At 66.9% G+C, this 25,947-nt stretch carries 34 protein-coding genes; 10 read left to right on the top strand and 24 right to left on the bottom strand.

Annotation, left to right across the window (positions count from 1 at the left end):
• Positions 1–175 precede the first annotated feature (175 nt).
• Positions 176–1,387 carry a PLP-dependent aminotransferase family protein gene (locus TSO5_RS21375; RefSeq protein WP_109153449.1) on the bottom strand — a complete coding sequence of 404 codons (1,212 nt, stop codon included), beginning with the start codon at positions 1,385–1,387 and terminating at the stop codon, positions 176–178.
• 17 nt (positions 1,388–1,404) lie between these two features.
• Complete coding sequence (miaA, locus tag TSO5_RS21380) at positions 1,405–2,397, bottom strand: tRNA (adenosine(37)-N6)-dimethylallyltransferase MiaA (RefSeq protein ID WP_109153450.1); 993 nt, start codon at positions 2,395–2,397, stop codon at positions 1,405–1,407.
• A gap of 148 nt (positions 2,398–2,545) precedes the next feature.
• On the opposite strand from miaA, the gene serB reads away from it, so the two are divergent.
• The 3 genes from serB to TSO5_RS21395 all read left to right on the top strand — a co-directional run bounded on the left by serB (position 2,546) and on the right by TSO5_RS21395 (position 4,135).
• A complete protein-coding gene (gene serB / locus TSO5_RS21385; protein ID WP_109153451.1) occupies positions 2,546–3,439 on the top strand; it encodes a phosphoserine phosphatase SerB in 894 nt (297 codons plus the stop codon).
• A gap of 67 nt (positions 3,440–3,506) precedes the next feature.
• Positions 3,507–3,758: a type II toxin-antitoxin system RelE/ParE family toxin gene (locus TSO5_RS21390; RefSeq protein ID WP_109153452.1), complete on the top strand. Its 252-nt coding sequence runs from the start codon at positions 3,507–3,509 to the stop codon at positions 3,756–3,758.
• The gene (locus TSO5_RS21395; protein WP_109153453.1) at positions 3,755–4,135 is read left to right on the top strand and encodes a helix-turn-helix transcriptional regulator; all 381 of its coding nucleotides are present in this window, start codon (positions 3,755–3,757) and stop codon (positions 4,133–4,135) included. The genes TSO5_RS21390 and TSO5_RS21395 overlap by 4 nt, the downstream gene beginning before the upstream one ends.
• 6 nt (positions 4,136–4,141) lie before the next feature.
• Here TSO5_RS21395 and TSO5_RS21400 read toward each other — a convergent pair whose 3' ends face one another.
• From TSO5_RS21400 to TSO5_RS21470, 15 genes are all read right to left on the bottom strand, one after another.
• Complete coding sequence (locus TSO5_RS21400) at positions 4,142–4,552, bottom strand: bacteriohemerythrin (RefSeq protein ID WP_109074025.1); 411 nt, start codon at positions 4,550–4,552, stop codon at positions 4,142–4,144.
• Positions 4,553–4,739: 187 nt separating this feature from the next.
• Positions 4,740–5,525: an enoyl-ACP reductase FabI gene (gene fabI / locus TSO5_RS21405; RefSeq protein ID WP_109153454.1), complete on the bottom strand. Its 786-nt coding sequence runs from the start codon at positions 5,523–5,525 to the stop codon at positions 4,740–4,742.
• 320 nt (positions 5,526–5,845) lie between these two features.
• Positions 5,846–6,286: a DUF2892 domain-containing protein gene (locus TSO5_RS21410; RefSeq protein WP_109153455.1), complete on the bottom strand. Its 441-nt coding sequence runs from the start codon at positions 6,284–6,286 to the stop codon at positions 5,846–5,848.
• Positions 6,287–6,346: 60 nt separating this feature from the next.
• Positions 6,347–7,237 (bottom strand): PRC-barrel domain-containing protein, encoded by an 891-nt coding sequence (locus TSO5_RS21415; protein WP_199230971.1) that lies wholly within the window; start codon positions 7,235–7,237, stop codon positions 6,347–6,349.
• Between the two features lie 111 nt (positions 7,238–7,348).
• A complete protein-coding gene (gene ureG / locus TSO5_RS21420) occupies positions 7,349–7,993 on the bottom strand; it encodes an urease accessory protein UreG (protein ID WP_085089978.1) in 645 nt (214 codons plus the stop codon).
• Positions 7,990–8,769 carry an urease accessory UreF family protein gene (locus TSO5_RS21425; RefSeq protein ID WP_247870864.1) on the bottom strand — a complete coding sequence of 260 codons (780 nt, stop codon included), beginning with the start codon at positions 8,767–8,769 and terminating at the stop codon, positions 7,990–7,992. Before TSO5_RS21425 ends, ureG begins: the two co-directional genes overlap by 4 nt.
• Positions 8,770–8,803: 34 nt before the next feature.
• Complete coding sequence (locus TSO5_RS21430; protein ID WP_109153457.1) at positions 8,804–9,286, bottom strand: urease accessory protein UreE; 483 nt, start codon at positions 9,284–9,286, stop codon at positions 8,804–8,806.
• Entirely contained in the window at positions 9,286–10,128 is an 843-nt protein-coding gene (gene murI, locus TSO5_RS21435; protein WP_109153458.1) for a glutamate racemase, read from the bottom strand. Before murI ends, TSO5_RS21430 begins: the two co-directional genes overlap by 1 nt.
• Before the next feature lie 142 nt (positions 10,129–10,270).
• Complete coding sequence (gene ureC / locus TSO5_RS21440) at positions 10,271–11,980, bottom strand: urease subunit alpha (RefSeq protein ID WP_109153459.1); 1,710 nt, start codon at positions 11,978–11,980, stop codon at positions 10,271–10,273.
• 27 nt (positions 11,981–12,007) lie between these two features.
• A complete protein-coding gene (locus TSO5_RS21445; protein WP_109074033.1) occupies positions 12,008–12,313 on the bottom strand; it encodes an urease subunit beta in 306 nt (101 codons plus the stop codon).
• A gap of 13 nt (positions 12,314–12,326) precedes the next feature.
• A complete protein-coding gene (locus tag TSO5_RS21450) occupies positions 12,327–12,629 on the bottom strand; it encodes an urease subunit gamma (RefSeq protein WP_085089984.1) in 303 nt (100 codons plus the stop codon).
• 105 nt (positions 12,630–12,734) lie between these two features.
• Positions 12,735–13,235, bottom strand: a complete 501-nt coding sequence (locus tag TSO5_RS21455) for a hypothetical protein (RefSeq protein WP_146203819.1) — start codon at positions 13,233–13,235, stop codon at positions 12,735–12,737.
• The gene (locus TSO5_RS21460; RefSeq protein ID WP_109153461.1) at positions 13,232–13,423 is read right to left on the bottom strand and encodes a hypothetical protein; all 192 of its coding nucleotides are present in this window, start codon (positions 13,421–13,423) and stop codon (positions 13,232–13,234) included. The genes TSO5_RS21455 and TSO5_RS21460 overlap by 4 nt, the downstream gene beginning before the upstream one ends.
• Positions 13,424–13,516: 93 nt before the next feature.
• A complete protein-coding gene (locus TSO5_RS21465; RefSeq protein WP_247870866.1) occupies positions 13,517–14,383 on the bottom strand; it encodes an urease accessory protein UreD in 867 nt (288 codons plus the stop codon).
• 99 nt (positions 14,384–14,482) lie between these two features.
• Positions 14,483–15,136 carry a response regulator transcription factor gene (locus TSO5_RS21470; protein WP_247870865.1) on the bottom strand — a complete coding sequence of 218 codons (654 nt, stop codon included), beginning with the start codon at positions 15,134–15,136 and terminating at the stop codon, positions 14,483–14,485.
• Between the two features lie 457 nt (positions 15,137–15,593).
• Between TSO5_RS21470 and TSO5_RS21475 the strand changes: the two genes are divergently transcribed.
• Positions 15,594–16,262: a response regulator transcription factor gene (locus TSO5_RS21475; protein ID WP_109153464.1), complete on the top strand. Its 669-nt coding sequence runs from the start codon at positions 15,594–15,596 to the stop codon at positions 16,260–16,262.
• 160 nt (positions 16,263–16,422) lie between these two features.
• Here TSO5_RS21475 and TSO5_RS21480 read toward each other — a convergent pair whose 3' ends face one another.
• A complete protein-coding gene (locus TSO5_RS21480; RefSeq protein ID WP_109153465.1) occupies positions 16,423–16,995 on the bottom strand; it encodes a type 1 glutamine amidotransferase domain-containing protein in 573 nt (190 codons plus the stop codon).
• Positions 16,996–17,127: 132 nt separating this feature from the next.
• Here TSO5_RS21480 and TSO5_RS21485 point away from each other — a divergent pair, with 132 nt between their 5' ends.
• On the top strand, positions 17,128–17,484 hold the full coding sequence (locus TSO5_RS21485; RefSeq protein ID WP_109153466.1) for a hypothetical protein: 357 nt from the start codon (positions 17,128–17,130) through the stop codon (positions 17,482–17,484).
• A 73-nt stretch (positions 17,485–17,557) separates the two neighbouring features.
• Here the strand turns inward: TSO5_RS21485 and TSO5_RS21490 are convergent, their stop codons facing one another.
• The 3 genes from TSO5_RS21490 to dcd form a co-directional block, all read right to left on the bottom strand.
• Positions 17,558–18,028 carry a DUF2948 family protein gene (locus tag TSO5_RS21490; protein WP_109153467.1) on the bottom strand — a complete coding sequence of 157 codons (471 nt, stop codon included), beginning with the start codon at positions 18,026–18,028 and terminating at the stop codon, positions 17,558–17,560.
• A 63-nt stretch (positions 18,029–18,091) separates the two neighbouring features.
• Complete coding sequence (murA, locus tag TSO5_RS21495; protein WP_109153469.1) at positions 18,092–19,384, bottom strand: UDP-N-acetylglucosamine 1-carboxyvinyltransferase; 1,293 nt, start codon at positions 19,382–19,384, stop codon at positions 18,092–18,094.
• A 52-nt stretch (positions 19,385–19,436) separates the two neighbouring features.
• Positions 19,437–19,991, bottom strand: a complete 555-nt coding sequence (gene dcd / locus TSO5_RS21500) for a dCTP deaminase (protein ID WP_014248468.1) — start codon at positions 19,989–19,991, stop codon at positions 19,437–19,439.
• A gap of 163 nt (positions 19,992–20,154) precedes the next feature.
• Here dcd and TSO5_RS21505 point away from each other — a divergent pair, with 163 nt between their 5' ends.
• Positions 20,155–20,586, top strand: coding sequence for a GNAT family N-acetyltransferase (locus TSO5_RS21505; RefSeq protein WP_109153471.1), 432 nt, complete (start codon positions 20,155–20,157; stop codon positions 20,584–20,586).
• Positions 20,587–20,736: 150 nt separating this feature from the next.
• Here TSO5_RS21505 and TSO5_RS32995 read toward each other — a convergent pair whose 3' ends face one another.
• Together TSO5_RS32995 and TSO5_RS21510 are read right to left on the bottom strand one after the other, a co-directional pair.
• Positions 20,737–20,883: a hypothetical protein gene (locus TSO5_RS32995; RefSeq protein WP_199230972.1), complete on the bottom strand. Its 147-nt coding sequence runs from the start codon at positions 20,881–20,883 to the stop codon at positions 20,737–20,739.
• A 22-nt stretch (positions 20,884–20,905) separates the two neighbouring features.
• The gene (locus tag TSO5_RS21510) at positions 20,906–21,244 is read right to left on the bottom strand and encodes a hypothetical protein (RefSeq protein WP_109153473.1); all 339 of its coding nucleotides are present in this window, start codon (positions 21,242–21,244) and stop codon (positions 20,906–20,908) included.
• A gap of 169 nt (positions 21,245–21,413) precedes the next feature.
• Between TSO5_RS21510 and TSO5_RS21515 the strand changes: the two genes are divergently transcribed.
• The 3 genes from TSO5_RS21515 to TSO5_RS21525 are packed head-to-tail and all read left to right on the top strand — an operon-like array spanning position 21,414 to position 24,279.
• A complete protein-coding gene (locus TSO5_RS21515; RefSeq protein ID WP_109153475.1) occupies positions 21,414–22,397 on the top strand; it encodes an SDR family NAD(P)-dependent oxidoreductase in 984 nt (327 codons plus the stop codon).
• A 32-nt stretch (positions 22,398–22,429) separates the two neighbouring features.
• Positions 22,430–23,434 carry a glycosyltransferase family 4 protein gene (locus TSO5_RS21520; protein WP_109153476.1) on the top strand — a complete coding sequence of 335 codons (1,005 nt, stop codon included), beginning with the start codon at positions 22,430–22,432 and terminating at the stop codon, positions 23,432–23,434.
• Between the two features lie 5 nt (positions 23,435–23,439).
• Positions 23,440–24,279, top strand: a complete 840-nt coding sequence (locus TSO5_RS21525) for a glycosyltransferase (RefSeq protein WP_109153478.1) — start codon at positions 23,440–23,442, stop codon at positions 24,277–24,279.
• Here TSO5_RS21525 and TSO5_RS21530 read toward each other — a convergent pair.
• Positions 24,241–25,290 carry a glycosyltransferase family 2 protein gene (locus TSO5_RS21530; protein WP_109153479.1) on the bottom strand — a complete coding sequence of 350 codons (1,050 nt, stop codon included), beginning with the start codon at positions 25,288–25,290 and terminating at the stop codon, positions 24,241–24,243. The two genes, TSO5_RS21525 and TSO5_RS21530, sit on opposite strands and share 39 nt — an antisense overlap.
• A 172-nt stretch (positions 25,291–25,462) precedes the next feature.
• Here TSO5_RS21530 and TSO5_RS21535 point away from each other — a divergent pair.
• Positions 25,463–25,947: NAD-dependent epimerase/dehydratase family protein (locus tag TSO5_RS21535; RefSeq protein WP_146203820.1), on the top strand; the 485-nt coding region annotated here is incomplete at its 3' end.

The raw sequence follows: 25,947 nt of genomic DNA on the forward strand, positions 1-25,947 counted from the left end.
ATTCGCGAATGTTTGCAAAGTTTTTTTGCCGCAGTTTTTCCAATTGTTGCGCGCCCATTGGAGGTGTCCACCCCGCCCCACCCCCTACCCCGCCAGCGCTTGCCGCAAACGGAAACGGCGGCCGCACCGAAGCGCGACCGCCGTTCCGAAGAGGCGACTGAGTTTGCGCAGGCCGTCAGGCGGCGGACTTCAGCAGTCCGCAGAGCCGGCGGATGCCCTCTCGGATCTGGGCCGGCTTGGTGACGGAGAAGGCCAGACGCAGCGTGTTCTTGCCCGACCGGTCGGCATGGAAGGCCGAGCCGGGGACGAAGGCGACGTTGGCCTCCTTGATGGCGCGGGCCAGCAGCTCGGTGCCGTCGACGCCTTCCGGCGCCTCGATCCAGACGAACAGGCCGCCCTCCGGCTTGGTCCAGGTGACACCCGGCGGGGCGAATTCGTCCAGTGCCGCCAGCATGGCGTCGCGGCGCTCCTTGTATTGGGTGCGCAGCAGCTTGATGTGGCTGTCGAAGATTTGCGAGACGACGTCGTGCATGACGATCTGGTTGATCGTGCTGGCATGCAGGTCGGCCGCCTGCTTCATCAGCACCAGCCGATTCACCACCTCCGGCGCCGCGTTGACCCAGCCGATGCGCATCGCCGGAACCATGGTCTTGGAGAAGGTGCCGCCGAAGATCACGTTGGTCAGCTTGCCGCCGTTGCGCTCGCAATCCAGCGCCGCCATCAGCGGCAGATGCTCGCCGTCATAGCGCAGCTCGCAATAGGCGGTGTCCTCGATCACCGGCACGCCGGCGGCCTCGCAGGCGTCCAGGATAGCGTGGCGGCGGGCCAGCGTCACCGTCGTGCCGTTCGGGTTCTGGAAGTCGGGGACGAGGTAGAAGAACTTAGGCTTCTGCGCCAGCGCTTCGTTGAGCGCCGCCATCTCCGGCCCTTCCTCGTCCATCGGAATGGAGAGGTAGGTCGGCTCGTAGGGCGAAAAGGCCTGCAACGCGCCGAGATAGGTCGGGCGGGTCACCACGATCTTGTCGCCGGGGCCGATCAGCAGCTTGCCCACGAACTCCAGCACCTGCTGCGAGCCGTTGGTGATGAGAACGCCGTCCAGACCGACATTGACGCCCTTGCCGCCCATGTAATCGCAAATCCATTCCCGCAGCGGCGTGTAGCCTTCGGTGATGGAGTATTGCAGGGCGGCACCGGCCCCGGCGTTGGACTGGAAGATCTTCTCATAGGACCGCGCGATGGCGGAGCTGGGGAACAGGTCCGGGTCGGGAATGCCGCCGGCGAAGGAGATGATCTCCGGACGGTCGATCAGCTTCAGCAGTTCCCGGATTTCGGACGCCGTCATGCCGCCCACGCGGCCCGCGAACACATGACCCCAATCAACCGACACGGTGCTTCTCCTTCGGATCAGTAATTTAGTATCGTTCTCAGGCGGTCGAGCATTGCATTTCGTACCGCAAGGGAACAAGGCAGATCGATGGTATGGCAGCTATGCTGTCCTGTATGACTTACCAGCATATCAGAGGTTTTGCCAACAATCTGATGCCGAAACCACGTCACCTGCCGTTTGGCATAGCGGCGGGTCGATTGCTGGGCCAGCGTGACAGCTTCGTCGAAGGGGATCTCGCCATGCAGGACACGGCGCAACTCCGGCACGCCCAGGGCTTTCAGCACCGGAAGGTCGGGGGCGAGAGCCTGCTCGCGGGCCAGCGCATCCAACTGCCGCACCTCCTCCAGTGCGCCCTGCTCCATCATCAGGTGGAAGCGCTTGTCGCATTGGGCATAGAGGTCGGTCCGCGGCGGGTCGAGCACGAGGATGGTGAAGCGCAGATCCTCCGGCGCGCCCTGGGCGGTTTGGCTCTGCCAGTGGGACAGCGGGTGGCCGGTTGCCTCCAGCACCTCCCAGGCGCGGGTCAGACGGGTGGTGTCGCCGGGGTTCAGCTTAGCCGACGCCGGATCGCGGGCGACCAGCTCGGCACGGAACGCCTCGCCGCCGATGGTTGCCAGCCGGGCATGGGCGGCGGCGCGCACCTCGTCGGGAATGGGCGGCACCTCACTCAAGCCCTGCATGAGGGCGCGCAGGTAGAGACCGGTGCCGCCGACCACCACCGGCAGCCGGCCCTCGGCCTTGGCGGCGGCGATCTCCGCCAGAGCCATGTCGCGCCAGCGCGCCGCCGATCCGCGCTCCACCGCGGGCAGCACGCCATAGAGACGATGGGGCGCCCGCGCCAGATCCTCGGCCGGCGGCCGGGCGGTCAGCACATCCAGATCGGCGTAGAGCTGCATGCTGTCGGCATTGATGACGGTGCCGCCGAACGCCTCGGCAATCGCCAGCGCCAGCCCCGACTTGCCCGATGCGGTCGGGCCGCCGATGACGATGACATCGGTGAGCGTGTTCATCGCCCTTCCATGGGGCTGCGGCGCTTCCTTTGCAACACCCATCCGCATGCCCCAACCGCCTGTAGACGCCGAAGCTTCGTTGGACCGAGCCCCTCGCCTGTGGTAGGCAGCGCGCAAAGGCCCTCTTTTTTGCTCGGGACACCCGCCGATGAACGCCGTCGCCACGCTGATCGCCCCCCGTACCACCACGCTCGACGAGGCCGTCGTCCAGACCGCCAAGGCGGCGCTGGTGGGCTTGGGCGCCGATGCCGGCGCGCCGGACTGGCTGGCTCCCGGCACCGCCTGCGACCTGCCCTTCGGCAATCTGGCGCCGGAGCAGGCGGAGGCGGCGATCCGCCATGCCCTGAACGGCGCCACGCTGGACATCGTCGCTCAGCCGGCGGCGACCCGGCGCAAGCGACTGCTGGTCGCCGACATGGAATCGACGATCATCGAGCAGGAGATGCTGGACGAGTTGGGCGACTATGTCGGGCTGAAGGACCACATCGCCGCCATCACCGCCCGCGCCATGAACGGCGAGATCGACTTCAAGGACGCGGTGCGCGAGCGGGTCGCCCTGCTGAAGGGCCTGAAGGAGACGGTGATCGACGAGGTGTGGCAGCGCGCCACCCTGATGCCGGGTGCGGCCCAGCTGGTCGGCACCATGCGCGCCAACGGTGCAGCCTGCGTCCTGGTGTCGGGCGGCTTCCGCTGCTTCACCGGCCGGGTGCGCAACTGGATCGGCTTCGACGACGACCGCGGCAACGAACTGGAGGTGGTCGACGGCGTGATGACCGGCAAGGTGATCGAGCCGATCCTGGACAAGGACAGCAAGCTGCAGGCGCTGATGGCCTATGCCGGCGAGCACCGCGTGCCGATGGCGGAGACCATGGCCGTCGGCGACGGCGCCAACGATTTGCCGATGCTGCTGGCCGCCGGTCTGGGCGTCGCGTTCCATGCCAAGGCGGTGGTCGCCGCCGAAGCCCGCGCCCGCGTCGACCATGGCGACCTGACCGCCCTGCTCTACGCCCAGGGCTACCGGGCGGCGGAGTTCGTGGGCTAAGGGGCTGCGTGTTCGCTAATAGCGAATTTCTGTTGACCTGGATGATTTGCGCCAGGATCATGTACCCATGATGCTCGTCATTGAAGCCTCTGCATTGAAAGTCCTTCTGCGGATGCCGAAGTCCGATGCAGATGGTCTCCGGACGAAGCTAAAGTCATTTGCCGCTGCGCCCTATGACCCACATCCTTGGGCCAAGGTTTTCGGTGGTGGACAAGGCCGCATCCGGCATGGCGATTGGCGGGCCGTTTATGCCATCGACGGCGATGTGATGGTGGTCACGGTATTGAAGATCGGAAATCGCAAGGAGGTTTACCGATGAACGCTCTACCTATCCGTCCAATCGCAGAAACTCCTGACAGCGTCACGCTCAGTCGCGCGGACTTCGAAGCATTGGCTGAACTGGTGGCCGACGCCCAGGATCTTGCCGATGTGGAAGCAGTAAAGGCTCGGCTCGCAGCAGGCGAGACGGAGACTTTTCCCTTCGAGGTTGCTGAACGCATCCTGGACGGCGAACATCCGGTGACGGTCCTTCGCGAACACCGTCAGTTCACCTTGCGTGGGCTGGCCGAGGCGGCAGGGCTTGCTCCGTCCTACCTTTCGGAAATCGAAAATGAACGCAAGCCCGGCAGTTTCGATGCCATGGGGCGCATTGCCGCTGCGCTGAATGTGCCGCTGGACTTGCTAGCACGTCGATAAAGTCCCTCACGCCCACACGCCGCGGACATAGGGTGTCAGCTGCGTGTCCGTCAGGATGATGTGGCGGACCAGCCAGTCGGCGGTGAATTTATAGAGCTTCTCGGCGTTCTCGTGGGTGGGTTCGTTGGAGAACTGGTTCGACAGCTCGCTGACCTTCTGGACAGCAGCGCGGTGCATGGCGACATGCTCGTCGAATTTCGGGTAATGCACGATCTGCATGATCCGCTCTTCGCGGGCGAAATGCTCCTTGGTGTATTCCAGAAGCTTGATCAGGATCTTGGCAACGCGAACCGGCTGGAACCGCGGGGCGGCCAGCGCAGCGTCGAGTTCGTTCAGATACTCGATCAGGTGTTTGTGATCGTCGTCGATGGCCGGCTGCCCGACGCTCAACTGCCGTCGCCATGTGATGGCGCCCATGACCTTGCGGCCTCCCCCCCTTAACCGGCACCCCGTTGGGGAGGATTATGAATGGTGTTACCACCGCACCCAAACAGCCGCCGGCGTCACACGGCAATTTGACGCACCCGCATGACGCGAACCGAAACGGAGCGGGGCGGATGCGTCGCCGCACCCGCCCCGTTCTACAGACTTACGTTGATAAATCTCAGCCGACGATCGAATAGCCGCAATCGACATAGGTGGTGTCGCCGGTGATGCCCTTCGCGCCATCGGTGGCGAGGAAGGCGGTGGTGTAGCCGACCTCCTCGATGGTCACCAGACGGCCTTCGGGGGCGCGCTCGGCGGCCTTGTTCATCAGCTCGTCGAAATGGGCGATGCCGGAAGCGGCGCGGGTCTTGATCGGACCGGGCGAGATGGCATGGACACGGATGCCCTTCGGGCCGAGTTCCGCCGCCAGATAGCGCACGCTGGCCTCCAGCGCCGCCTTGACGGGGCCCATGACGCCGTAATTGTCGATGACGCGGTTGGCGCCGAAATAGGACATGGTGAACAGCGACCCGCCGTCCTTCATCAGCGGCTCGGCATAGCGGGCCATGCGGATGAAGGAGTGGCAGGAGACGTCCATCGCCTGCTGGAAGCCCTCGCGCGAGCAATCGACGACACGGCCGTGCAGGTCCTCCTTCGGCGCGAAGGCGATGCTGTGCAGCGCGAAGTCGAGCTTGCCCCACTTCTCGCCGATCTTGTCGAACAGGGCCTTCAGCTGGCCTTCACCGGTGACGTCCACCGGTTCGAAGATCTCGGCCTCCAGCTGCTGGGCCAGCGGCTCGACGAACTTCTTGGCCTTGTCGTTCAGATAGCTGACCGCAAGGTCGGCACCCATGGCGCGGAAGGCGCGGGCGCAGCCCCAGGCGATCGACTGGTCGTTGGCAATGCCAAGGACGAGCCCCTTCTTGCCTTCGAGCGTGGCGGCGGCGGGAATGATCGTGGTCATGCGGACGGTCCTGCGGTCGATGGGACGGGAGGAGCGGCCGCAACCCCGGCCGCCTTTCGCCGGGTGAGATCACGCGGCGTTCCTTGTGCAGTGCACCATAAACCAACCGCCGGAGGTCCGCAATGTGCAATGGGCGCGCTCCGCACATGCGCCTCAATCATTGCGCAGCATTGCTCGGAGAGCGTTCAGTAAAAACTGAATTGTTGCCGTTTCAGTCTTTCATTGATCCATATCAAAACGGCCTGCCAGTATGGGACTGACAGGCCGTTTCTTGATGACATTTCCGTTATGGCGTCACGCCGCTTGTGCGGTCCGCCTCCTTAGCGGGCAACACCCGGCGTGAAAGACGGCGGATCGCTGGCCGGGAAGGATTCTTGCGAGGCTTCGTCGACGATCTCCTCCTCGCACGCCTCCTCATAGATGTCGCCGGGATGGCGCGAGTAGCGATTGACGCCCTGGTTCACATCCTGTGCCGGGATCGCCGCCCGGTCGTTGTGCCTCCAGTCGGACAGCATCGCCTTGCCGGGGCAATAGCCGGTCAGACCGCGCGCCACCAGGGCCCCGCCGGCAAGCGCCATGGCGGCGCCGGTCCAGTTGGGACGGCGCAAGCCCAGGGCCGCCAGCAGCACGCCGCCGGCCAGCGACGCCAGCCGCTCGGTATGCCCGACATTGATGCTGTAACCGCCGCTGGGTCCGTGAAGGCGGTCGTTGAGGCCGCGCAGGTTGCGCTGGGCCGTTTCGGTGATGGAAGAGAGTTCCATGTCGGTCCTCCTGAATGCGGGTCCCGGTCGGGGATCGTCCGCCATCGGATCGTTATCGCGTCACTGTTGGGAAACCGGCGGCTGGGGGGTGCCGTTCCCGGACGTCGTCCCGGAAGCAGACCCCGGCGCCGATTGCGAAGTGCCGCCCTGACTGCTTCCCTCCTGGCCGCTGGAACCGGCGGCGCCGCGCGCCTGCTGCAGTTCACGGTTCAGCCGCGCCACCTCCTGCGACAGGCGCTGCACCTCCTGGCGCAACGGGCCGGCCGAGGCGTCACCACCACCCGCCGAGCCGGCGATGGCGGCCAGCGTCGCCGAATCGCGCATCCAGTAGGGCGCCACGCCGTAATAGGTGTGGACCGCCATCGCCCATTGGCGGTCGTTCATGTTCGGCCGGTTCTTCTCGTCAAAGCGCGGGGCGTTGGTCAGCTTGTCCTTCGGCACGTTCAGGACATAGCCGTCGCCGGACGGGGAGAACAGTGCCCACGGCACCGGGAAGTGGCTGTCGCCGATGCCGAGGAAGCCGCCCAACTCGACCACCGCATAGGCGACCCGGCCGCTGGCGGGATCGATGATCAGCTCGGACACGCTGCCGAGATCCTTGCCGTCCGGGCTGCGCAGCTTGGCGTCCTCAAGCTCGTCGGCGGCGACGGCACGCGGATGGGCGATGGAGTCCTGCAGGGCCGCCGCCTCGCCCAGGATGGCCTGGCAGGCGGGCGCGTTGCCCTTCTGGGCGGCGGCCTGCGCCGCCTGCTGCAGGGCGCGAAGCTGTGCGGTTTCCTGCTGGGTCACCGGAGCGGGGGTACCGGGGCCGGCAGCCTCAAGAGCAGCCGCCTGCTGTCCCAGCCGGTCGAGCCCGGCCGCGCAGTCGTCGGCCGCCAGCGCGGGCGCGGCGAAGGACAGGGTTCCCAGCGCGGCCAGCAGCAGGGCCGTTGCAGGGGTGGGGCGCGTCATTAGGGCATCCTCCGGCTTGAATCGTCTCATGCTGCATGAACAGCATGGTCAAGCCGGAGGTTCCATCAGCCAGAGATTCCCTGGCGTCGATCTTCCCCCAGTTGTGAAAGGTCAACCCGGAAGGGGCAATCCGCCACGCTGGACGATGAAGGACTGGATGGCGTCCAGCCCCTCGCCCGCCTTGACGTTGGTGAAGACGAAGGGGCGGTCGCCGCGCATCTTGCGGGCGTCGCGGTCCATCACCTCCAGGCTGGCGCCGACCATCGGGGCGAGATCGGTCTTGTTGATCACCAGCAGATCCGAGCGGGTGATGCCCGGCCCACCCTTGCGCGGGATCTTGTCGCCGGCCGACACGTCGATGACGTAGATGGTGATGTCCGCCAACTCCGGCGAGAAGGTCGCCGCCAGGTTGTCGCCACCCGATTCGATGAAGATCAGGTCGAGGTCGGGGAACTTCGCGTTCATCTGATCGACGGCGGCGAGGTTGATCGAGGCATCCTCGCGGATCGCGGTGTGCGGGCAGCCGCCGGTCTCCACCCCCATGATCCGTTCGGGCTTCAGCGCGCCGGAGCGGGTGAGGAACTCCGCATCCTCCTTGGTGTAGATGTCGTTGGTGATCGCCGCGACCTCCCAATCGTCGCGCATGCGCTTGCACAGCGCGTCGGTCAGCGCGGTCTTGCCGGAGCCGACGGGGCCGCCGATGCCGACGCGAAGCGGACCGGCGTGGCTCTTTTCGATAGCGGGGAGAGCGCTCATGAGCGGAACAGCCTCGTATATTGGGTTTCGTGGATCATCGAGGTCCAATCGACGGCCATCGCCCGGCCGCCGAGATCGTCCAACGGGGCGGCCAGCGCCGCCTCCGCCGCGCTGTGGGTGATCGGGTCGAGCGCGGCCAGCGCGCGCTGGCCGTCGGTCTGGCCCAGCGGCACCAAGCGAACGCCGGCCGACACCAGATTGGCGGCGAAGGCGTGCAGGTAGGCGGTCAGCGCCGGTCCCTCCGCCACGCCGATCAGCGCCGATACCAGCGCCACCGCCACCGCATAGGCGACCGGCCGGCCGGTGGATGCTATGACGGCATCCCAGCGCGGCAGCTCATCGAGCGGCCATGCGGCGCGGATCGCCAGCAGGAAAGCCTGCCCTTGCGCCCGCGATTCGAGCGCGGTCTCGGCGGAGGCGCGCAGGACGTCGGCCCGCTCCACCGCCCAGGCGAAGCCGGCCTCGTCACCGGCCAGAACGGCACGGTGGGCGGCGGCGAACAGTATGCCGTCGGTGCGCCCGGCGCCATGACGCAGGATACCGTCGAGCCAGACGATCATTGTCGCCCGGTCCCGCACCAGCCCCTGCTCCACCGCCGCCTCGATGCCATGGCTGTAGGAGAAGCCGCCGACCGGAAAGCTGGGCGACAGCCACGCCAGCAGGCGCGTCAGGGCGTAGGTGGAGACGCTCCCGAATCCCCTCTCCCCCCCGGGGAGAGGGTTAGGGTGAGGGGGAACCGCTTCGAGGATCTCTTCGGCTACGCCGAACCCCCTCATCCCAACCTTCTCCCCGGGGGGGAGAAGGGGCTTATCAGTGCGAATGCCCATGCCCGCCGCCATGCGAATGCCCGCCATAGGCGCCGCCTTCCGGCATGAAGGGCGCAGTCACGTCGCGCACTTCCGCTCCCAGCCCGCGCAGCATGTCCTCGATCACATGGTCACGGCGCAGGCGGATGGTGTCGCCGACGATCTGCACCGGCAGGTGACGGTTGCCGAGATGCCAGGCCACCCGCGCGAAGGCCTCGACCGGGCCGGGCACGCGCACCTCCATCAGCTCCTCAGAGGCGGCGACCACGCGCAGGAAGCTGCCGTCGATCAACTCCAGCCCGTCGCCGTCGTCCAGCGCCACCGCCCGCGGCAGGTCGAGCAGGAAAGCGCCGCCGGCATCGTCGGTCATCGCCATGCGGCGGCGGAAACGGTCGTCGAAGGCGAGCGTCACGGTGCCGGCCGCCTGCTCGACCGGCCAATGGCCGCGGGCATGGACTCGGGTGGCGCGGCGGGTGGGATCGGTCATCAGCTAAGCCGTTCGAAGGGGGTCGGGTGGCCGAAGAAGCGGCCGGCCAGTTCGCTGACCAGCGCCGCATTCCCGGTGGTGAAGAATTTCAGTCCCCGTTCAGCCGGATCGGGCCGGTATTCCGGGTGGCGGTCGAGATACTGCTCCAGCGAGCGGGCGGTCAGCGTCGGCTGGCACAGCACCTCCACCCCCGGCGGCAGCGCGCGGGCGAACAGGTGGCGCACCAGCGGATAATGGGTGCAGCCCAGCACCACGGTGTCCAGCGGCTGGCTGCCCATCTTGTCCAGCAGGACGCGGACATAGCCGGCGACCGCCGGTTCGATCTCCTCGTCCGACGCACCGCGCTCGATCAGCGGCACGAGGTCGGGACAGGCCTGCTGCACCACCCGCACGGAGGGGGCGCGCTTGCCGATCTCCCGCGGGAAGGATCCCGAATTGACCGTCGCCGCAGTGGCGAAAATGCCGACGCTGCGCGGCTCGGCGAGGTGGTCGGGCGGAACGGTGTCGATCATCCACGGCACGCGGGTGATCGCTTCCACCATCGGCACCAGCACGCCCAGCACGTTGCGGCCGGGATGGGCCGACGGCAGCCATTCCTGCTGCAAACGGCGCAGCGCGACCGCTGCGGCGGTGTTGCAGGCGATGACGACCAGCCGGCAGCCCTGGGCGAACAGCCGGTCCATCCCGGCGATGGTCAGCCGGTAGATGTCGTCCTCGCTACGCGGGCCGTAGGGAGCGGCGGCGTGGTCGCCGAGATAGACAAAGGGCCGGTCGGGTGCCGCATCCACCAGGGCGCGCAGCACCGTCAACCCGCCATGTCCTGAGTCGAATACACCGATCACGAATAGACCCTGCAGAAAACTCCTTCTCCCCCCTGGGGAGAAGGTTGGGATGAGGGGGTTCGGCGCAGCCGAAGACAGCCCACGCCACATACCCCCACCCTAACCCTCCCCCGCTGGGCGGGGGAGGGGAAGAAAAAACGCCTCAGAACAGGAAATACCGCTGCGCCATCGGCAGGACGTCCGCCGGTTCGCAGGTCAGCAGTTGTCCGTCCGCCCGCACCTCGTAGGTTTCCGAGTCCACCTCGATGTGCGGAGTGGCGTCGTTGTGGATCATGTCCTTCTTGCCGACGGTGCGGGTGCCCTGGACGGCGATCAGTTCACGGTGCAGGCCAAGCTGGCGGCCGACCTCGAGTTCCAGCGCCTTGGCGCTGACGAAGGTGACGCTGCTGGCCTGGAGCGAGCGGCCGAAGGCGCCGAACATCGGGCGGTAATGCACCGGCTGCGGCGTCGGGATCGAAGCATTGGGATCGCCCATCAGCGCGGCGGCGATGGTGCCGCACTTGATCACCATGTCCGGCTTCACCCCGAAAAAGGCTGGCGACCACACCACCAGATCGGCGAGCTTGCCGACCTCGACCGAGCCGACGACATGGCCGATGCCGTGCGACAGTGCCGGGTTGATGGTGTATTTGGCGATGTAGCGCTTCACCCGGAAATTGTCGTTGTCGCCAGTCTCCTGCGGCAGCCGGCCGCGCTGGAGCTTCATCTTGTGGGCGGTCTGCCAGGTGCGGATCACCACCTCGCCCAGCCGGCCCATCGCCTGGCTGTCGGACGAGATCATGGAGAAGACGCCCAGGTCGTGCAGGATGTCTTCCGCCGCGATGGTCTCGCGCCGGATGCGGCTCTCGGCGAAGGCGACGTCCTCCGGAATGCGCGGGCTGAGGTGGTGACACACCATTAGCATGTCCAGATGCTCGTCCACCGTGTTGATGGTGAAGGGCCGCGTCGGGTTGGTCGAGCTGGGCAGCACGTTGGCGAGGCTGGCCACCCGGATGATGTCCGGCGCATGGCCGCCGCCCGCCCCTTCGGTGTGGAAGGTGTGGATGGTGCGGCCCTTGAACGCCGCGATGGTATCCTCGACAAAGCCCGATTCGTTCAGCGTGTCGGTGTGGATCGCCACCTGGACGTCCAACTGGTCGGCCACCGTCAGGCAGGTGTCGATGGCGTCGGGCGTGGTGCCCCAATCCTCGTGCAGCTTCAGGCCGCAGGCGCCGGCGGCGATCTGCTCCAGCAGTGCATCGGGGCGGCTGGTGTTGCCCTTGCCGAAGAAGCCCAGATTGATCGGCAGCCCTTCGGCGGCCTGGAGCATCCGCTCCATATGCCACGGACCCGGCGTGCAGGTGGTGGCGGAGGTGCCGGCGGCCGGGCCGGTGCCGCCGCCCAGCATGGTGGTGACGCCGCTGTTCAGCGCCTCGTCCACCTGCTGCGGGCAGATGAAATGGATGTGGGCGTCGATGCCGCCGGCGGTGACGATCTTGCCCTCGCCCGCGATCACCTCGGTGCCCGGACCGATGATGATGTCGACGCCGGGCTGGATGTCGGGGTTGCCGGCCTTGCCGATGGCGGCGATCCGCCCGCCGCTGATGCCGATGTCGGCCTTGACGATGCCCCAATGGTCGATGATCAGGGCGTTGGTGATGACGGTGTCGACCGCCCCCTGGTGGCGCGAGCGCTGGCTTTGCCCCATGCCGTCGCGGATCACCTTGCCGCCGCCGAACTTCACCTCCTCGCCATAGACGGTGTGGTCGCGTTCGACCTCCACGATCAGGTCGGTGTCGGCCAGCCGGATGCGGTCGCCGGTGGTCGGGCCGTAGAGGGCCGCGTACTCGGCCCGGTCGATGCGATGCGCCATTGTCGTTCGCCCTTCCCTGTCGGCCCGTCAGAGGGCGCCGTTGACCATGCGGTTGAAGCCGATCACCACCCGGTCGCCGCCATAGGCGACCAGCGTCACGCGCCGGGTCTGGCCGGGCTCGAAACGCACCGCCGTCCCGGCCGGAATGTCGAGCCGGAAGCCTCTAGCCTTCTCGCGGTCGAAGGTCAGCGCGCTGTTGGTCTCGTAGAAATGGAAGTGCGAGCCGACCTGGATCGGCCGGTCGCCGGCGTTGGCGACGTCGAGTTCGACGGTGTCGCGGCCATCGTTCAGCACGATCTCGCCGGCCGCCGGAAAGATTTCACCGGGTTTCATCTGGCTGTCCCCCTCAACGGATCGGCTGGTGGACGGTGACGAGCTTGGTGCCGTCAGGGAAGGTTGCTTCAACCTGGATGTCATGGATCATGTCGGCCACGCCGTCCATCACCTGATCGCGGGTCAGCACGGTGGCGCCGTCGCGCATCAGCTCGGCCACCGTGCGGCCGTCGCGCGCTCCCTCCACCACATAGTCGGTGATGAGGGCGACCGCCTCCGGATGGTTCAGCTTGACTCCGCGTTCCAGCCGCCGCCGCGCCACCATCGCCGCCATCGCGACGAGCAGCTTGTCCTTCTCGCGCCCTGTCAGGTTCATCGGGGGATTGCCCTTTCGCCACCCTGTTCGTTGCCGGCGATTATGCCACGCCGATGCGGCGCGCCAAGTGCGTCGTATGACGTAGGGGGTTGAAAGTGCTGGCCGTCAATAGCGGGGAATGTTCGTTCGCGCGCCGTTCAGCAGACAATGGGCATGGAGCGTGCAGCACAACCATTCCAGGTTCGCCGGTGCTTCCTTCAACAGGCAATATTCAATATCGTCCTGCAGAAGGCCGTCCACGCGCGACGGGTCGATGGCGAGCAGGCCCACGATCACTGCGTTCATCATGGTTGCCATGACCAACCGCCGGGAGTCGACGGGCGCATCGGCCGGAAAGCGGAACAGAAACTCCGCCGGCACCTTGGACAGCAGCCAAACATAAAGGGCTGCAACCTTGTGGTTGGCCAGCAGGTTCTCGCCCATGCCGTGGCGCACCACGAACTGGTCGCGCAAAGCACCATAATCCTCAACCAATTGGTCGAGGTGCAGGCTTTCGGTCAGGAAAACAGGACGAAGATCGTCCGGCAATGCCATGACGGCGGCGCGACCGCACTCACCAAGAAACTGTCGCCGCTTGAGAAACAGGGTCGATAATCGGTCGCTCATCCCTTCGCGGATCCCTGCGCGATGCGCGCAGCCATCCGCCTCGACCGCTCAGCCAGAAATGCGCTGGACGCCTCCAGATGCCGAACCGCAGCGTCGTAATCGAGCACCTCACTGCCGTTGCCCATGCGAACGCCGTCCAGCCCATCCGTATCCGGCAGGGGTTCGTAGTTCTTGCGGTAGGAGTCCATTGTTAAGAGTCCCGACATCCGGTGCGCAGCGCACCCATCCTTGACAGAGTACCACAATCGCGGAAAAACGCGATCTTCCAGCAGAAAATTCCCTCAAACCTCCCAAAGCCGCGGCAAGCGGGTGGGCAGGCCGGCGACCTCACTGCGAAGGCCGGACCACAGCGCAGCGTAGGCGCGGCGCACCGAACCGGCATCGCCGCCGAGGATGCGGACGATCAGCAGGCCGTCCAGCGCGGTGGCGCCGATGCGGGCGCCCTCCACGGGCTCCGCCAAGGCGCGGACGGCGTCGAGATGGCGGGCAGCGTCGGGGGCCGCGTGCAGCAGGGTGGCGCAGGCCGCTGCTCCGCCGAAGCCGGCTGGGTGGGCCAAGGCCTCGGCGATGTCGTCGTCCAGGTGCAGGGCGTCGGCCCAGATCAGTCGGCCGCCGCAGGCGACCTCCCACGCGTCGCGGATCAGGCCGCGGGTGACGGTCTCGCCGAAGGCGGCGCGGCCGAAGACCAGCATCTCGCCGGCGATCACGCGGCCATTGCCCGACAGGTCGATGCGGGTCAGGCGGCGCAGGCGGGAGCCTTCGAAGACGATCGCCTCCTGCGGCATCCATTCCAGCCAAGCGCCGTCCTCCACCGACAAAGCGGTGTCGATGCGGCAGTCGGCACCGGTTGAGCGGTAGACCTTCTCGGCCGCCTGGGTGGTGACCAGCGCCCTGGCGCCCGGCCCGACCGACAGAGCGATGTCCATGCGGTCGCCGCCGACCATCCCGCCCGACGTGGTGGCAAGCACCGCGATGGGAAGGTCATCGCGGCGCGGCGTCGGCATCAGCACCCGCAGCGGGTCGTGGTGGTAGAGCGTCGCCAGCCGGGTCTCGCCGTGGCGATGCTCGAACCGGACGGTCGCCGCGCCATGGACGGCGACCTTCTTTTCCTCACGCACCGAGCCTTCCGGCCTGTCGGCCACCGCCACCTGAACCAAGCGCCCGCTCCCCGACTGCCAACTGGAATCTGCGGGCGCCAGTCTGCCGGAAGCGGAGCCGTTCAGGCAATGCGGACGAAACGGCTCCGCTCAGCCTTCGCCGTTGAAGCAGCCGTTGCGGGCGGCGACCACCGCCACCTGGGTGCGGTTGCGCACGCCCAGCTTTTGCATGATCGCCCGCACATGCACCTTCACCGTGCCCTCCAGCACGCCCAGACCGCGGGCGATCTCCTTGTTGGAGTGGCCGGCCAGCAGCAGTTCGAAGACGTCGCGCTGGCGGTCGGTCAGGCGGTCGAGGATGTCGTCGTTCCCGCGCGGCCCTTCGGCCAGCGCGCCGTTCAGCACTGCGCGCGGCAACGGCAGGAAGATGTCGCCGCTGAGCGCCAGCGAGATGGCATGCTCCAGCACCTCCGGCGGGCTGGTCTTCAGCACATAGCCGCGGGCCCCCATGCGGACGCTGTCGACGATGTCGGCAACCTCGTCGGAGTTGGTGAGGATCAGGACCGGCACGTCGCCCAGCGTCTCCTTCAGCCGGCGCAGCCCGGCGATGGCGCCGCCGCCGGCATCCTCGCCGTCCCCGCGCGGCGGGCCTGGGTCGTAGAGAACCAGAGCCAGCTCGGGAGTCTGGCGGCCAATGTTCAGCGCTTCATCCAACGACCCGGCCTCCAGCACGCGCGTCCCAGGGCAGATTTCGCCGATGGACAGCGCGAAGCCATGGCGCACCATCGGCTGCTCGTCGACCACCAGAAAAATCCGCGTGGGATTGCCCGCGCTACGCGAACCATCGCGCGCTTGAAGCTCGAACTCCATCGTGTCCCCTTATTCTCAGCGGACCGCTCCTCAGTAGGGCCAAGAACACCAAAAAGCCCCAACGGAAAAGCGGTTCATTCGCGCCGCTCTTTGGCGCAGCTACCCCTAAATATCGAATGAACGGATCTGCGTTCAATTTCCGGCCAAATCTGATCTATTGCCTGTGACTTTCCTGTTCTCACCTTGCGCCGTTGGTTAATGAACCGTATAAATCATCCCGGCATGAAGCGTAAAGCCCGCTGTTCCGAACAATATTGTTCTAATTTTCTATGTTCGGAGTCTGCGTGGGCCGGATCAACCGGTCCGGTCCTTGGCCTGATCCTTCAGGCGCGGACAAAAAGGGGGGATCGCCGCCGCCCGGTGATAAGGGCGGCCCAGCGGAGGATGAACAATGACGACATGGAATGTGATGCTGGTCGACCACGACCGGCTGTTTTCTGCGGCCTTGGCAACGTTGATCGGCGGCGGCCCCTTCCGGGTCAGCGCCCACGCGGCCAGCGCCGACGACGCGCTCGACCTCATTGCCGACGGCGAGGAACCCGACCTGATCGTGCTGGCGCTCCAGGACGGCATGCCTGAGGAAATCGCCGGCATCCGGCGCCTGCGCGACGGCACATCGGCCCGGATCGCGGTGCTGGCCGACACCATCGCCGACCGCAGCCTGTCCCAGTCGCTGAAGGCCGGCGCCGACGCCTATCTGAACAAGAGCATGTCGAGCGAGAGCCTGCTGCGCTCGCTGCGTCTGGTGATGCTGGGCGAGGTGGTCTATCCGACCCACGTCGCCGGCCTGCTGATGGCCGCCGCCAACGAGCGCCCGCAGCACAGCCCGACCCCGATCTCCATGCCGCCCAGCGGTGACCTGTCGAAGCGCGAGGTGCAGATCCTGCGCTGCCTGCTGGCCGGCCAGTCGAACAAGGCCATCGCGCGCAACCTGCACATCACGGAATCGACCGTGAAGATGCATTTCAAGAACGTGATGCGGAAGATCAACGCGCAGAACCGCACGCAGGCGGCGGTGTGGGCGATCCAGAACGGGCTGTCACCGCTGGTGACGGCGTAGGTCTCCAAGTCACGGCAGGGGTGCCCCCTCCCTTCCCATGCTTTCGCATGGGCCCCTTCCCTCCCCCGCCTTCGGCAGGAGAGGGAGTTGATCGCATGACAGTATAAGTCCCCTCTCCCGCAAAGCGGGGGAGGGTTAGGGAGGGGGCAATAGCGTCGCCCTACTCCGCCGCGTGGCGATGGCCGGCGTGGCGGCCTTCGCAGAACTCCTCGATCATCTTGCGGCAGAAGGCCGGAATGTCGTCGGGCTTGCGCGAGGTGACCAGACCATGGTCGGTCACCACCTGCTCGTCGACCCAGGTCGCGCCCGCGTTGCGCAGGTCGGTCTGCAGCGACGGCCAGGAGGTCATGCGCTTGCCGCGCACGCCGCCGGCGTCGATCAACGTCCAGGGGCCGTGACAAATTGCGGCGATGGGACGATCCGAAGTCACGAAGCTCTTCACGAACTCGATCGCCTTCGGCTCCAGCCGCAGGCTGTCCGGATTCATCACGCCGCCCGGCAGCATCAGCGCGTCGTAGCGGCCGGCATCGGCTTGGTCGAGCGTCACATCGACATCGACCTTGTCGCCGCGGTCATGGTGGTTCCAGCCTTGAATCTGGCCGCTTTTCGGGGCGACCACGTGCACGATGGCACCGGCGTCGCGCAGGGCCTTCACAGGCTCGGTCAGTTCCACCTGTTCGAAGCCGTCGGTGGCGAGAACGGCCACGGTCTTTCCGTTAAGGTTCTGAGCCATGGAGGGGCCTCCTTCGCTGTTGGTCATGCCGCAGCAACCGGATTACCCCTGCATCGTTCCCTGGGAACTGTCCCGCAATTCCCATGTTGATTGTGACATACGAGACACACATCAGCGAAGGGAGCCCAAATCATGAGGTTCCAGACCCTGTTGGCCGGCCTTGCGCTGGCAGCGACCCTGCCATTCGCCCACATCGAGTCGGTCCAAGCGGCCGATCCGCGTGCCGGCGACGATCTTGTCGGGCTCGAAGTGACCGGTCTGCTCGGCGAAGAGTTGGGCCAGATCGTTTCCGTTTCGCCCGGCGCCGACGGCAAGGACACCAGCATCCTGGTCGAGGCCAGCGGCATGCTGGATGTCGGCCACCGCTTCTTCACCATCTCCCGCTCGCAACTGTCGCCGGGCGAGGACGTGGACACCGTCACCTACAAGAAGACGGCGAAGGACGTGATCCGCCGTATTCACAACGACACCCAGGTCGCGGAGCGCTGAACCGGCGCCCCGCGCGCCGTCCAGCCGCTCAGGCCGGTTCGTCTCGGGCCAGTTCGTCTCAGGCCGGTTCGTCTCAGGCCGGTTCGTCGGGGTGGCAGGGTTTGCAGCCGGTGGGCCAGGGCTCGCCCAGATCCTCCACCACCATACGCCAGGACTCCCCGTCCAGGCGGACGCAGCCGCCGCCAGCGAAATGCAGAGCGATTCCGCCCTCCATCGTCTCCATCGACAGCAACTCCAGGATCCGGCCGCGGTCCTTCAGATCGAAGCCGCGCAGCTTGGCGCCGGTCACCCCATCCACCCGCACGCCGCAATGGACCCGCTCGTAGGGGGCCAGATCGTCGTCGTCGGCGGCGGGGCCGGGACGCGGGCGGTCGGCGGCTTCCCAGCGGAAGCGGTTGACGACCATGACAAACCGCTTGTCGTCGGGCTGGAAGCACATGTCGCCGACCGGCAGGATGGCGTCCTGCAGGCAGGCGGAGACGACCTTCAGGTCCTCCTCGTCTTCGGCGCGCAGGCGGATCGGGGTCATGGCTGAGGCCGTCATGGTCGTGGGCACCTCTCGGGAATGGCCAACCTTATCGGGATGGCGGAGGGGCGCCCCCGCCGCTTACTCGTCGCCGCCGTGGATGCGTTCGATCTCCGCACCGCAGGCGGCCAGCTTCTCCTCCACCCGCTCATAACCGCGGTCGAGGTGGTAGACGCGGTTGACCATCGTCTCCCCCTCCGCCGCCAGCCCGGCGAGCACCAGCGACACCGAAGCGCGCAGGTCCGTCGCCATCACGGGCGCACCGGTCAGCCGCTCCACACCGCGCACCAGGGCCGACGAGCCGTGGACCGTGATCCGCGCGCCCATGCGGGTCAGCTCCGGCGCGTGCATGAAGCGGTTCTCGAAGATCGTTTCCGTGATCATCGCCGCGCCCTTCGCCGTGCACATCAGGGCCATCATCTGGGCCTGAAGGTCGGTGGGAAAGCCCGGGAACGGCTCGGTCATCACATCGACGCCGTGCAGTTCGCCGTTCGCGCGCGACACGCGGATCCCGTTCTCGATCTCCTCGAAGGCGACGCCGGCCGGAGCCAGCGCCTTGACCGCCGCTTTGATCAAATCGAGACGGGTGTTCATGATGTCAAGACGGCCGCCGGTGATCGCCGCGGCCATGGCGTAGGTGCCGGTCTCGATGCGGTCGGCCACCACCATGTGGCGGGCGGCATGCAGCCGGTCGACACCCTCGATCACCAGCCGGTCGGTGCCGATGCCGGTGATCTTCGCCCCCATCTTGACCAGGCATTCGGCGAGGTCGGTCACTTCCGGCTCGCGCGCGGCATTCACCAGGATGGTGGTGCCCTTGGCCAGGGTGGCGGCCATCAGCAGGTTCTCGGTCGCGCCGACCGACACCTTGGGGAAGACGTATTCCGCACCGCGCAGGCCGCCGGCCGGAGCCTTGGCGACGATATAGCCCGCCTCGATCCGGATGTCGGCGCCCATCGCCTCCAGCCCCTTGATGTGCAGGTCCACCGGACGCGCGCCGATGGCGCAGCCGCCGGGCAGCGACACCTTGGCCTCGCCGCAGCGGGCCAGCAACGGCCCCAGCACCAGCACGCTGGCGCGCATCTTGCGCACCAGATCGTAGGGAGCGGTGGTGTTGGTGACGTCCCGCGCGGTGAAGTCCACGGCGCGTCCGGCGCAATCGCCGCCGGCACCGGCCATGTGGATCGCCACGCCATGCTGCAACAGCAGATTGCACAGCGTGTTGATGTCGGCCAGGATCGGCAGGTTGGTCAGCGTCAGCGTCTCGTCGGTGAGAAGCGACGCCGTCATCAGCGGCAGGGCGGCGTTCTTGGCGCCACCAACGGTGATGGAGCCGTTCAGCGGGCGGCCGCCGCGGATGCGGATCTTGTCCATGGACCTGTTTCTTTCGCAGATACGCTTTTGAGGAGCGATCAGATAGGAGTGCTCAGAGCCGGGGCAGCGTGACGCCCTTCTGCCCCATGTATTTGCCGGACTTGTCGGCGTAGGACACCTCGCACACGCTGTCGCCCTTCAGGAACAGGAACTGGCACAGCCCCTCGTTCGCGTAGACCTTGGCGGGCAGCGGGGTGGTGTTGGAGATCTCCAGCGTGACGTGGCCTTCCCACTCCGGCTCCAGCGGGGTGACGTTCACGATCAGGCCGCAGCGGGCATAGGTGCTCTTGCCCAGGCAGATGACCAGAACGTCGCGCGGGATGCGGAAATATTCCACCGTGCGGGCCAGCGCGAAGCTGTTCGGCGGGATGATGCAGACGTCGGTCTTGCGGTCGACGAAGCTCGAATCGTCGAAGCGCTTCGGATCGACGATGGCGTTGTCGACGTTGGTGAAGATCTTGAACTCGTCGGCGACCCGGGCGTCGTAGCCGTAGGACGACACGCCGTAGGAAATCACGCCTTCGCGCTTCTGGGTCTCGACGAAGGGCTCGATCATGCCCTTGGTCTCGGCCATCTCGCGGATCCAGCTGTCCGGCATGATGCCCATCGCGGGGGTACTCCTTGGCGTATCGATTGGGTGGAGGGGTCGTGAGGCTGGTTTGTAGCCGAGCGCGCGGCGAGGCTCAAGAAAAGCCGGGCCGCTTGTGGTGCATGGACGGTTCTTTATCACGGCGCTGGTCTTTGGCACCGCAAGGGCTAAGCTTCGCCCCATGACACAGAGCTTTACCCTGTCCGTGACGGACACCCCCGCCCCGGCCGACCTGGCCGGAGTCTTCGATGGCCTGCGCGCCTACAACGAGGCGTCGCTCGGCCGCGCTTACGACCGCCGTGATTTGGTTGTGGCCGCCCGCGATGCGGACGGCACGCTGAAGGGCGGGCTGGTCGGCTACACCCTCTGGGACTGGCTGTATGTCGACCTGCTCTGGGTCGACGACTCCACCCGCGGCAGCGGCCTCGGCGGCCGATTGCTGGCCGCGGCGGAGGCCGAGGCGAAGACCCGCGGCTGCCGCTGGTCGCGGCTCTACACCTACGACTTCCAGGCGCCGGGCTTCTACCCGAAGCAGGGCTACGAGGTGTGGGCGGAGATGGAGGGCTATCCGCCGGGACACAAGCAGATCTGGTTCAGGAAGGAATTGGTTTAGGGCTTGTCGCGGCCTGATGGCCGCTCGCCCCCTCCCCAACCCTCCCCCGCCTTCGGCAGGAGAGGGTGCCTTATGCGAAGCGGAGGCAGTCCCCTCTCCCGCGTTAGCGGGGGAGGGTTAGGGAGGGGGCATCAGCGCCTAACGCCCCACTCACTCCCCTCGCTGCCGCGCCTGCTCCTTGCGCTTGCGCAAGTTCTCGCGCAGGCGGGCGGCAAGCCGCTCATCACGGTCTTTCACCGCCGGCTTCGGCTTCGCCGGGGCCGGCGGGGTGCTCATCGTCTCGGCGGTGTCGTCCATCGGCGCGGCTCCGCCCAGGGGATCAGTGGTCGGAATGATGCAGAATCTGGTCGCGCAGGCCGGTGTCGTACTCGACGCCGGTGGCGGTCAGGATCGCGGCGCCGGGGGTGCGCTTCACGATGCCCTTGCGCTCCAGAATGGTCCAGACCGCATCGTTCTGCAGGCCGGTGGCGTCCTTGGCGGCGACCACGGCATGGCCGAGATGGAAGTGGTTGCCGTGCGCGTGCGGCAGGGAGGTGATCTGGAAGCCACCCTCCTCATCCTCGGCCGGAGCGTTCTCCAGACGGGCGATCTCCTGCAGAAGGGTCAGGGTGCGCAGCTGCAGCGGGTTCAGGTTCAGCGGATTCTTCTTCGGGGGCATCGATGGTCCCATCGGTCCTGGTGTGTCGCGGTCGCGCAGTAGACCGGCAGGTCGGATCGGCTGTCAAGCGTGCGAACCGGTCACAAGAGGCTCATGGATGGAGGCTGGCGCCCCGCCCGCCGCTGGGGCATAAGACCGTCGGACCATCGTCATATCAAGGTGTCGGACCATGACCATCCTCGTCACCGGGGCCGCCGGCTTCATCGGATCGCATGTCGCGGCGGCTCTGCTGGACCGCGGGGAGAGCGTGCTCGGCCTCGACAACCTGAACGACTATTACGCGGTGGCGCTGAAGGAGGCGCGGCTGGCCCGGCTGACCGGCCGGCCCGGCTTCCGCTTCATCAGGGCCGACATCTCCGACCGTGCGACGGTGGAGGGGCTGTGGCCGCAGTTCGGCGACGTCACGGGCGTGATCCATCTGGCGGCGCAGCCGGGCGTGCGCTATTCGATCGAGAACCCATATGCCTATGTCGACGCCAATGTCACCGGTCAGGTAACTCTGCTGGAGGCGGCGCGGCGCATGCCGGGGCTGAAGCATTTCGTCTACGCCTCGACTTCTTCGGTCTACGGCGCCAACCGCAAGATGCCGTTCTCGGTGGAGGACCGCGTGGACAGCCCGGTGTCGGTCTATGCCGCCACCAAGAAGGCGGCGGAGATGCTGGCCTTCACCTACAGCCATCTCTACCAGATGCCGTCGACCGGCCTGCGCTTCTTCACCGTCTATGGTCCGTGGAGCCGGCCGGACATGGCGACCTGGCTGTTCGCCGACGCCATCACCGCCGGCCGGCCGATCCGCGTCTTCAACGGCGGCAAGATGAAGCGCGACTTCACCTATATCGACGACATCGTCGCCGGCGTGCTGGCCGCCCTCGACCGCCCGGCCCCGGTGGATGCCGAGACTGGCGCCCCGCACCGCGTCTTCAATCTCGGCAACAACCGGTGCGAGGAGTTGATGCGCTTCATCACCGTGCTGGAGCAGGCTTTCGGCCGCGAGGCGGTAAAGGTGATGGAGCCGATGCAGGCCGGCGACGTGCAGGAGACTGCCGCCGACATCGAACTGAGCCGCCAAGTGCTGGGCTTCGAACCGAAGACCCCGATCGAGATCGGCCTGCCCCGCTTCGTGGAGTGGTACAAGGGCTATCACCAGATCTGAGCCTTCCCCTTTCCTCCACCGTCCGAGCCACCATGACCTCCACCGCCTATTCGTCCGCGCTGATCGGTGTCTTCGTGCTGTGTCTGGCCTTCGGCTGGTACCTGTCGACGCGGGTGCTGCGCTATCTGCTCGCCAGCAGCATCATGGACATCCCGAACGAGCGGTCGAGCCATCAGGCCCCCACCCCGCGCGGCGGCGGCTGGGCGGTGATGCTGACGGTGGTGCCGGTTTTCGCCATCGCCGGGATCGCTTTCGACCGGCCGCTGGAAGCCGGGGCGGTGCTGCTGGGCACGCTGGCGCTGATGGGGGTGTCGTGGATGGACGACCGGCGCACCCTGTCGCCGCTGCTGCGGCTGGCGGTGCAGGCGCTGGCGGTGGCGTTCGGGCTGCTGGCGCTGCCGTCCGACCAGCTTGTGTGGCAGGGCTGGCTGCCCTGGGGGCTGGACCGGGCGGCGACGGCTTTCCTGTGGCTGTGGTTCGTCAACCTCTACAATTTCATGGACGGGATCGACGGGCTGGCCGGCAGCGAAACCATCCTGATCGGCGGCGGCGTGGCGCTGGTGTCGCTGGTGATGGGCGATTTCGGGCTGACAGGGGTCGCCGGGGCGGCGCTGGCCGGGGCGGCGGCGGGGTTCCTGACCCACAACTGGCGGCCGGCCCGCATGTTCATGGGCGATGTCGGCAGCATCCCGCTCGGCCACATCCTGGCCTTCCTGCTGGCCTCGCTGGCGGCGCGCGGCGATTGGGCGGCGGCGCTGATCCTCCCCGCCTATTACCTGACCGACGCCACCATCACCCTGCTGCGCCGGCTGCTGCGCGGCGAGAAGATCTGGCAGGCCCACCGCGAGCATTTCTATCAGAAGGCCGCCAAGGGTGCCGGCCGGCATGACCGGGTGGTGCTGACCATCATCGGCTATAGCCTCGTTCTCGTCGTGGCTGCGCTGGCTGCCGGGACCTACGGCGCCTGGACGCTGGCGCCGGGCGCGGTCACCGTCGCGCTGCTGCTGGCAACACTGACGCGCATGTCGAAGGCCTGATCGCGATGATCAACGATTTCCTCGACCTGTCGGTCGTCCTCTACCACCCGGACCCGGACCTATTGGCCCGCTCGCTCGACACCATCGGTGCCGCCGCGGACCGGCTGGCCGAGGGAGCCGGGGTGCGGGCCCGGCTGTGGATCATCGACAATGGCGCACCGGAGGGCAGCGACGCGGCGTCGAACTCGTTCCGGCCGATGTTGGACCGCTATGCCGAGGCCGGTCGTCCGCCGGTGACGCTGGTTGCCGGGCATGGCAATGTCGGCTACGGCGCCGGGCACAATCTGGCGATCCGGCAAGGTGATGCGCCCTATCACCTGATCCTGAACTACGACATCCTGCTGGAGCCGGACGCTCTGCTGGCCGGCTGGCGCTATATGGAAGCGCACCCGCGCACGGTGTTGCTGACGCCCAAGGTGTTCGGCCCGTCGGGAGAGCAGGAGTTCCTGTGCAAGCGCCGGCCGACCGTGCTGGATTTGGGCCTGCGCGCTTTCGCTCCGGCCTCAGTCAAGCGGATGTTCGCAAAGCGGCTCGACCGCTACGAGATGCGCGACATCACGGGCGACAGCGTCGTCACCGGGCTGGAGCAGGTCAGCGGCGCCTTCATGCTGTTCCGGCGCGACGCGCTGACCCGGCTGGGCGGCTTCGACGACGGGTACTTCCTGTATTTCGAGGATTTCGACCTGTCGCGCCGGGCAATGGCGCTGGGTGAGATCGCCTATGTGCCGGACGTGCGCATGGTGCATTTCGGCGGTAAGGCGGCGCGCAAGGGCAGCGCGCACATCCGCATGTTCGCCCGGTCCGCCCTACGCTTTTTCAATACCCACGGATGGCGGCTGGTCTGAGCTGTGCGACTTCCGCAGCCCCGGCCGGCCGCGGGTCTTCAGCAGCAGCGGGTTCCAGGCAATCATGCGGGCGACCTGCCCCAGCGTCGCCTTGCGGTCGCGCTGGATGACGCGGCGCTTGGTGATCATGCGCGGCAGCCCGCACAGTGCGTCGCGGATGCCGCGGCCGATGGCGCCGGTGCGCCCGCTGCCCAGGCTGCGGACCACCAGATAGACCACCAGCAACGCATGGCCGGCGAAGGCCAGCGGCAGCAGCGGCAGCGGCATGTTCTTCACCATCGTCCACACCAGATTGCGGACGCCGTGATACTGGGCGAAGGTGCCGTACTGCTTGGACACGCCGCTGCTGACATGCTCCACCACCGCGTCGCCGACCTGCACGGCCGGACCGCCGCCGAGGCGGATGCGGAAGCCGAGGTCGACATCTTCGCAGTAGCAGAAGAAATCCTCGTCGAAGCCGCCGACCGCCTCGAAATAGTCGCGCCGGTACATCGCGGCGGCGGCGCAGGGCGAGAAGACTTCACCGCTGTAATAGGGCGGCTTCAGCATGCGGCGGTAATTGACCCGCCAGGCGAAGCCGAAAATGGAATACTGATCGCCCTCGCCATCGATCATGCGGGGGTCGTGCGAGAACAGCTGGGTCGAGCCGAACATCGCCACGTCGGGCTGCGCATGGGCGGCGGCCTGCAGCCGCTCCATCCAGTCGCGGCGCGGGAAGGCGTCGGGGTTCAGCGTGACGATCCAGGGGACGGTGGCGCCGGCGGCACCGATGTTGTTGGCCTTGGCGAAACCGACATTGCTGTCCAGCCGGACCATGCGGAATCGCGGATCGGCGGGCAAGGCGATCCCGTCGACATCCTTCGACGCATTGTCGACGATCACCACCTCGAAGGCGGGGTCGGTCTGGTCGAGCAGACAGCCAATGACGCGATTGACGAATTCGGCGCAGTTAAAGCTGACGATGATGATCCGGCTGTGCCGATCATTTGCACCGTCCACAATGTGTGACATGTCTTGGTAGCGTCCTTATTCACGCGTCCCTATTCAGCTTATAGCCATTCCCACCACCAACCGAAAGCCGGAAAAGGGTTCTGGGACTTTGCGCCGTGGCGTCACCCGGCCAAACCGGATACTAAGGCATGGTTCAGTCCACGATACGATACCAGCACGGACATTCCCGCCCATGCGCGTTCTCCTGACCGGCGCCACCGGCTTCGTCGGCCGCCACACCGTCCCGCTGCTGGTTGCCCGCGGACACCATGTGCGCGCCGCCCTGCGCAGCGCCAAGGAAGGGCCGTGGGAACCGGCGGTGGTCGGCGACATCGGCCCCGACACCGACTGGACCGCGGCGCTGGACGGTGTCGATGCGGTGATCCACATGGCGGCCCGCGTCCATGTGATGCGCGACAAGGCCGCCGACCCGCTGGCCGAATTCCGCCGCGTCAACACCACCGGCACCGTCCGCTTGGCGGAGCAGGCGGCGGCGGCCGGCGTGAAGCGCTTCGTCTTCCTCAGCAGCATCAAGGCGATGGTGGACGAAAGCCGCCCCACCCCGCTGGACGCCGCGACGCCGCCCGACCCGCACAGCCCCTACGGCATCTCGAAGCTGGAGGCCGAACGGGCGCTGGCCACGATCTCCGCCCGCACCGGCATGGAAGTGGCGGGGGT

The organism is Azospirillum sp. TSO5, assembly GCF_003116065.1.
Lineage (GTDB): Bacteria > Pseudomonadota > Alphaproteobacteria > Azospirillales > Azospirillaceae > Azospirillum.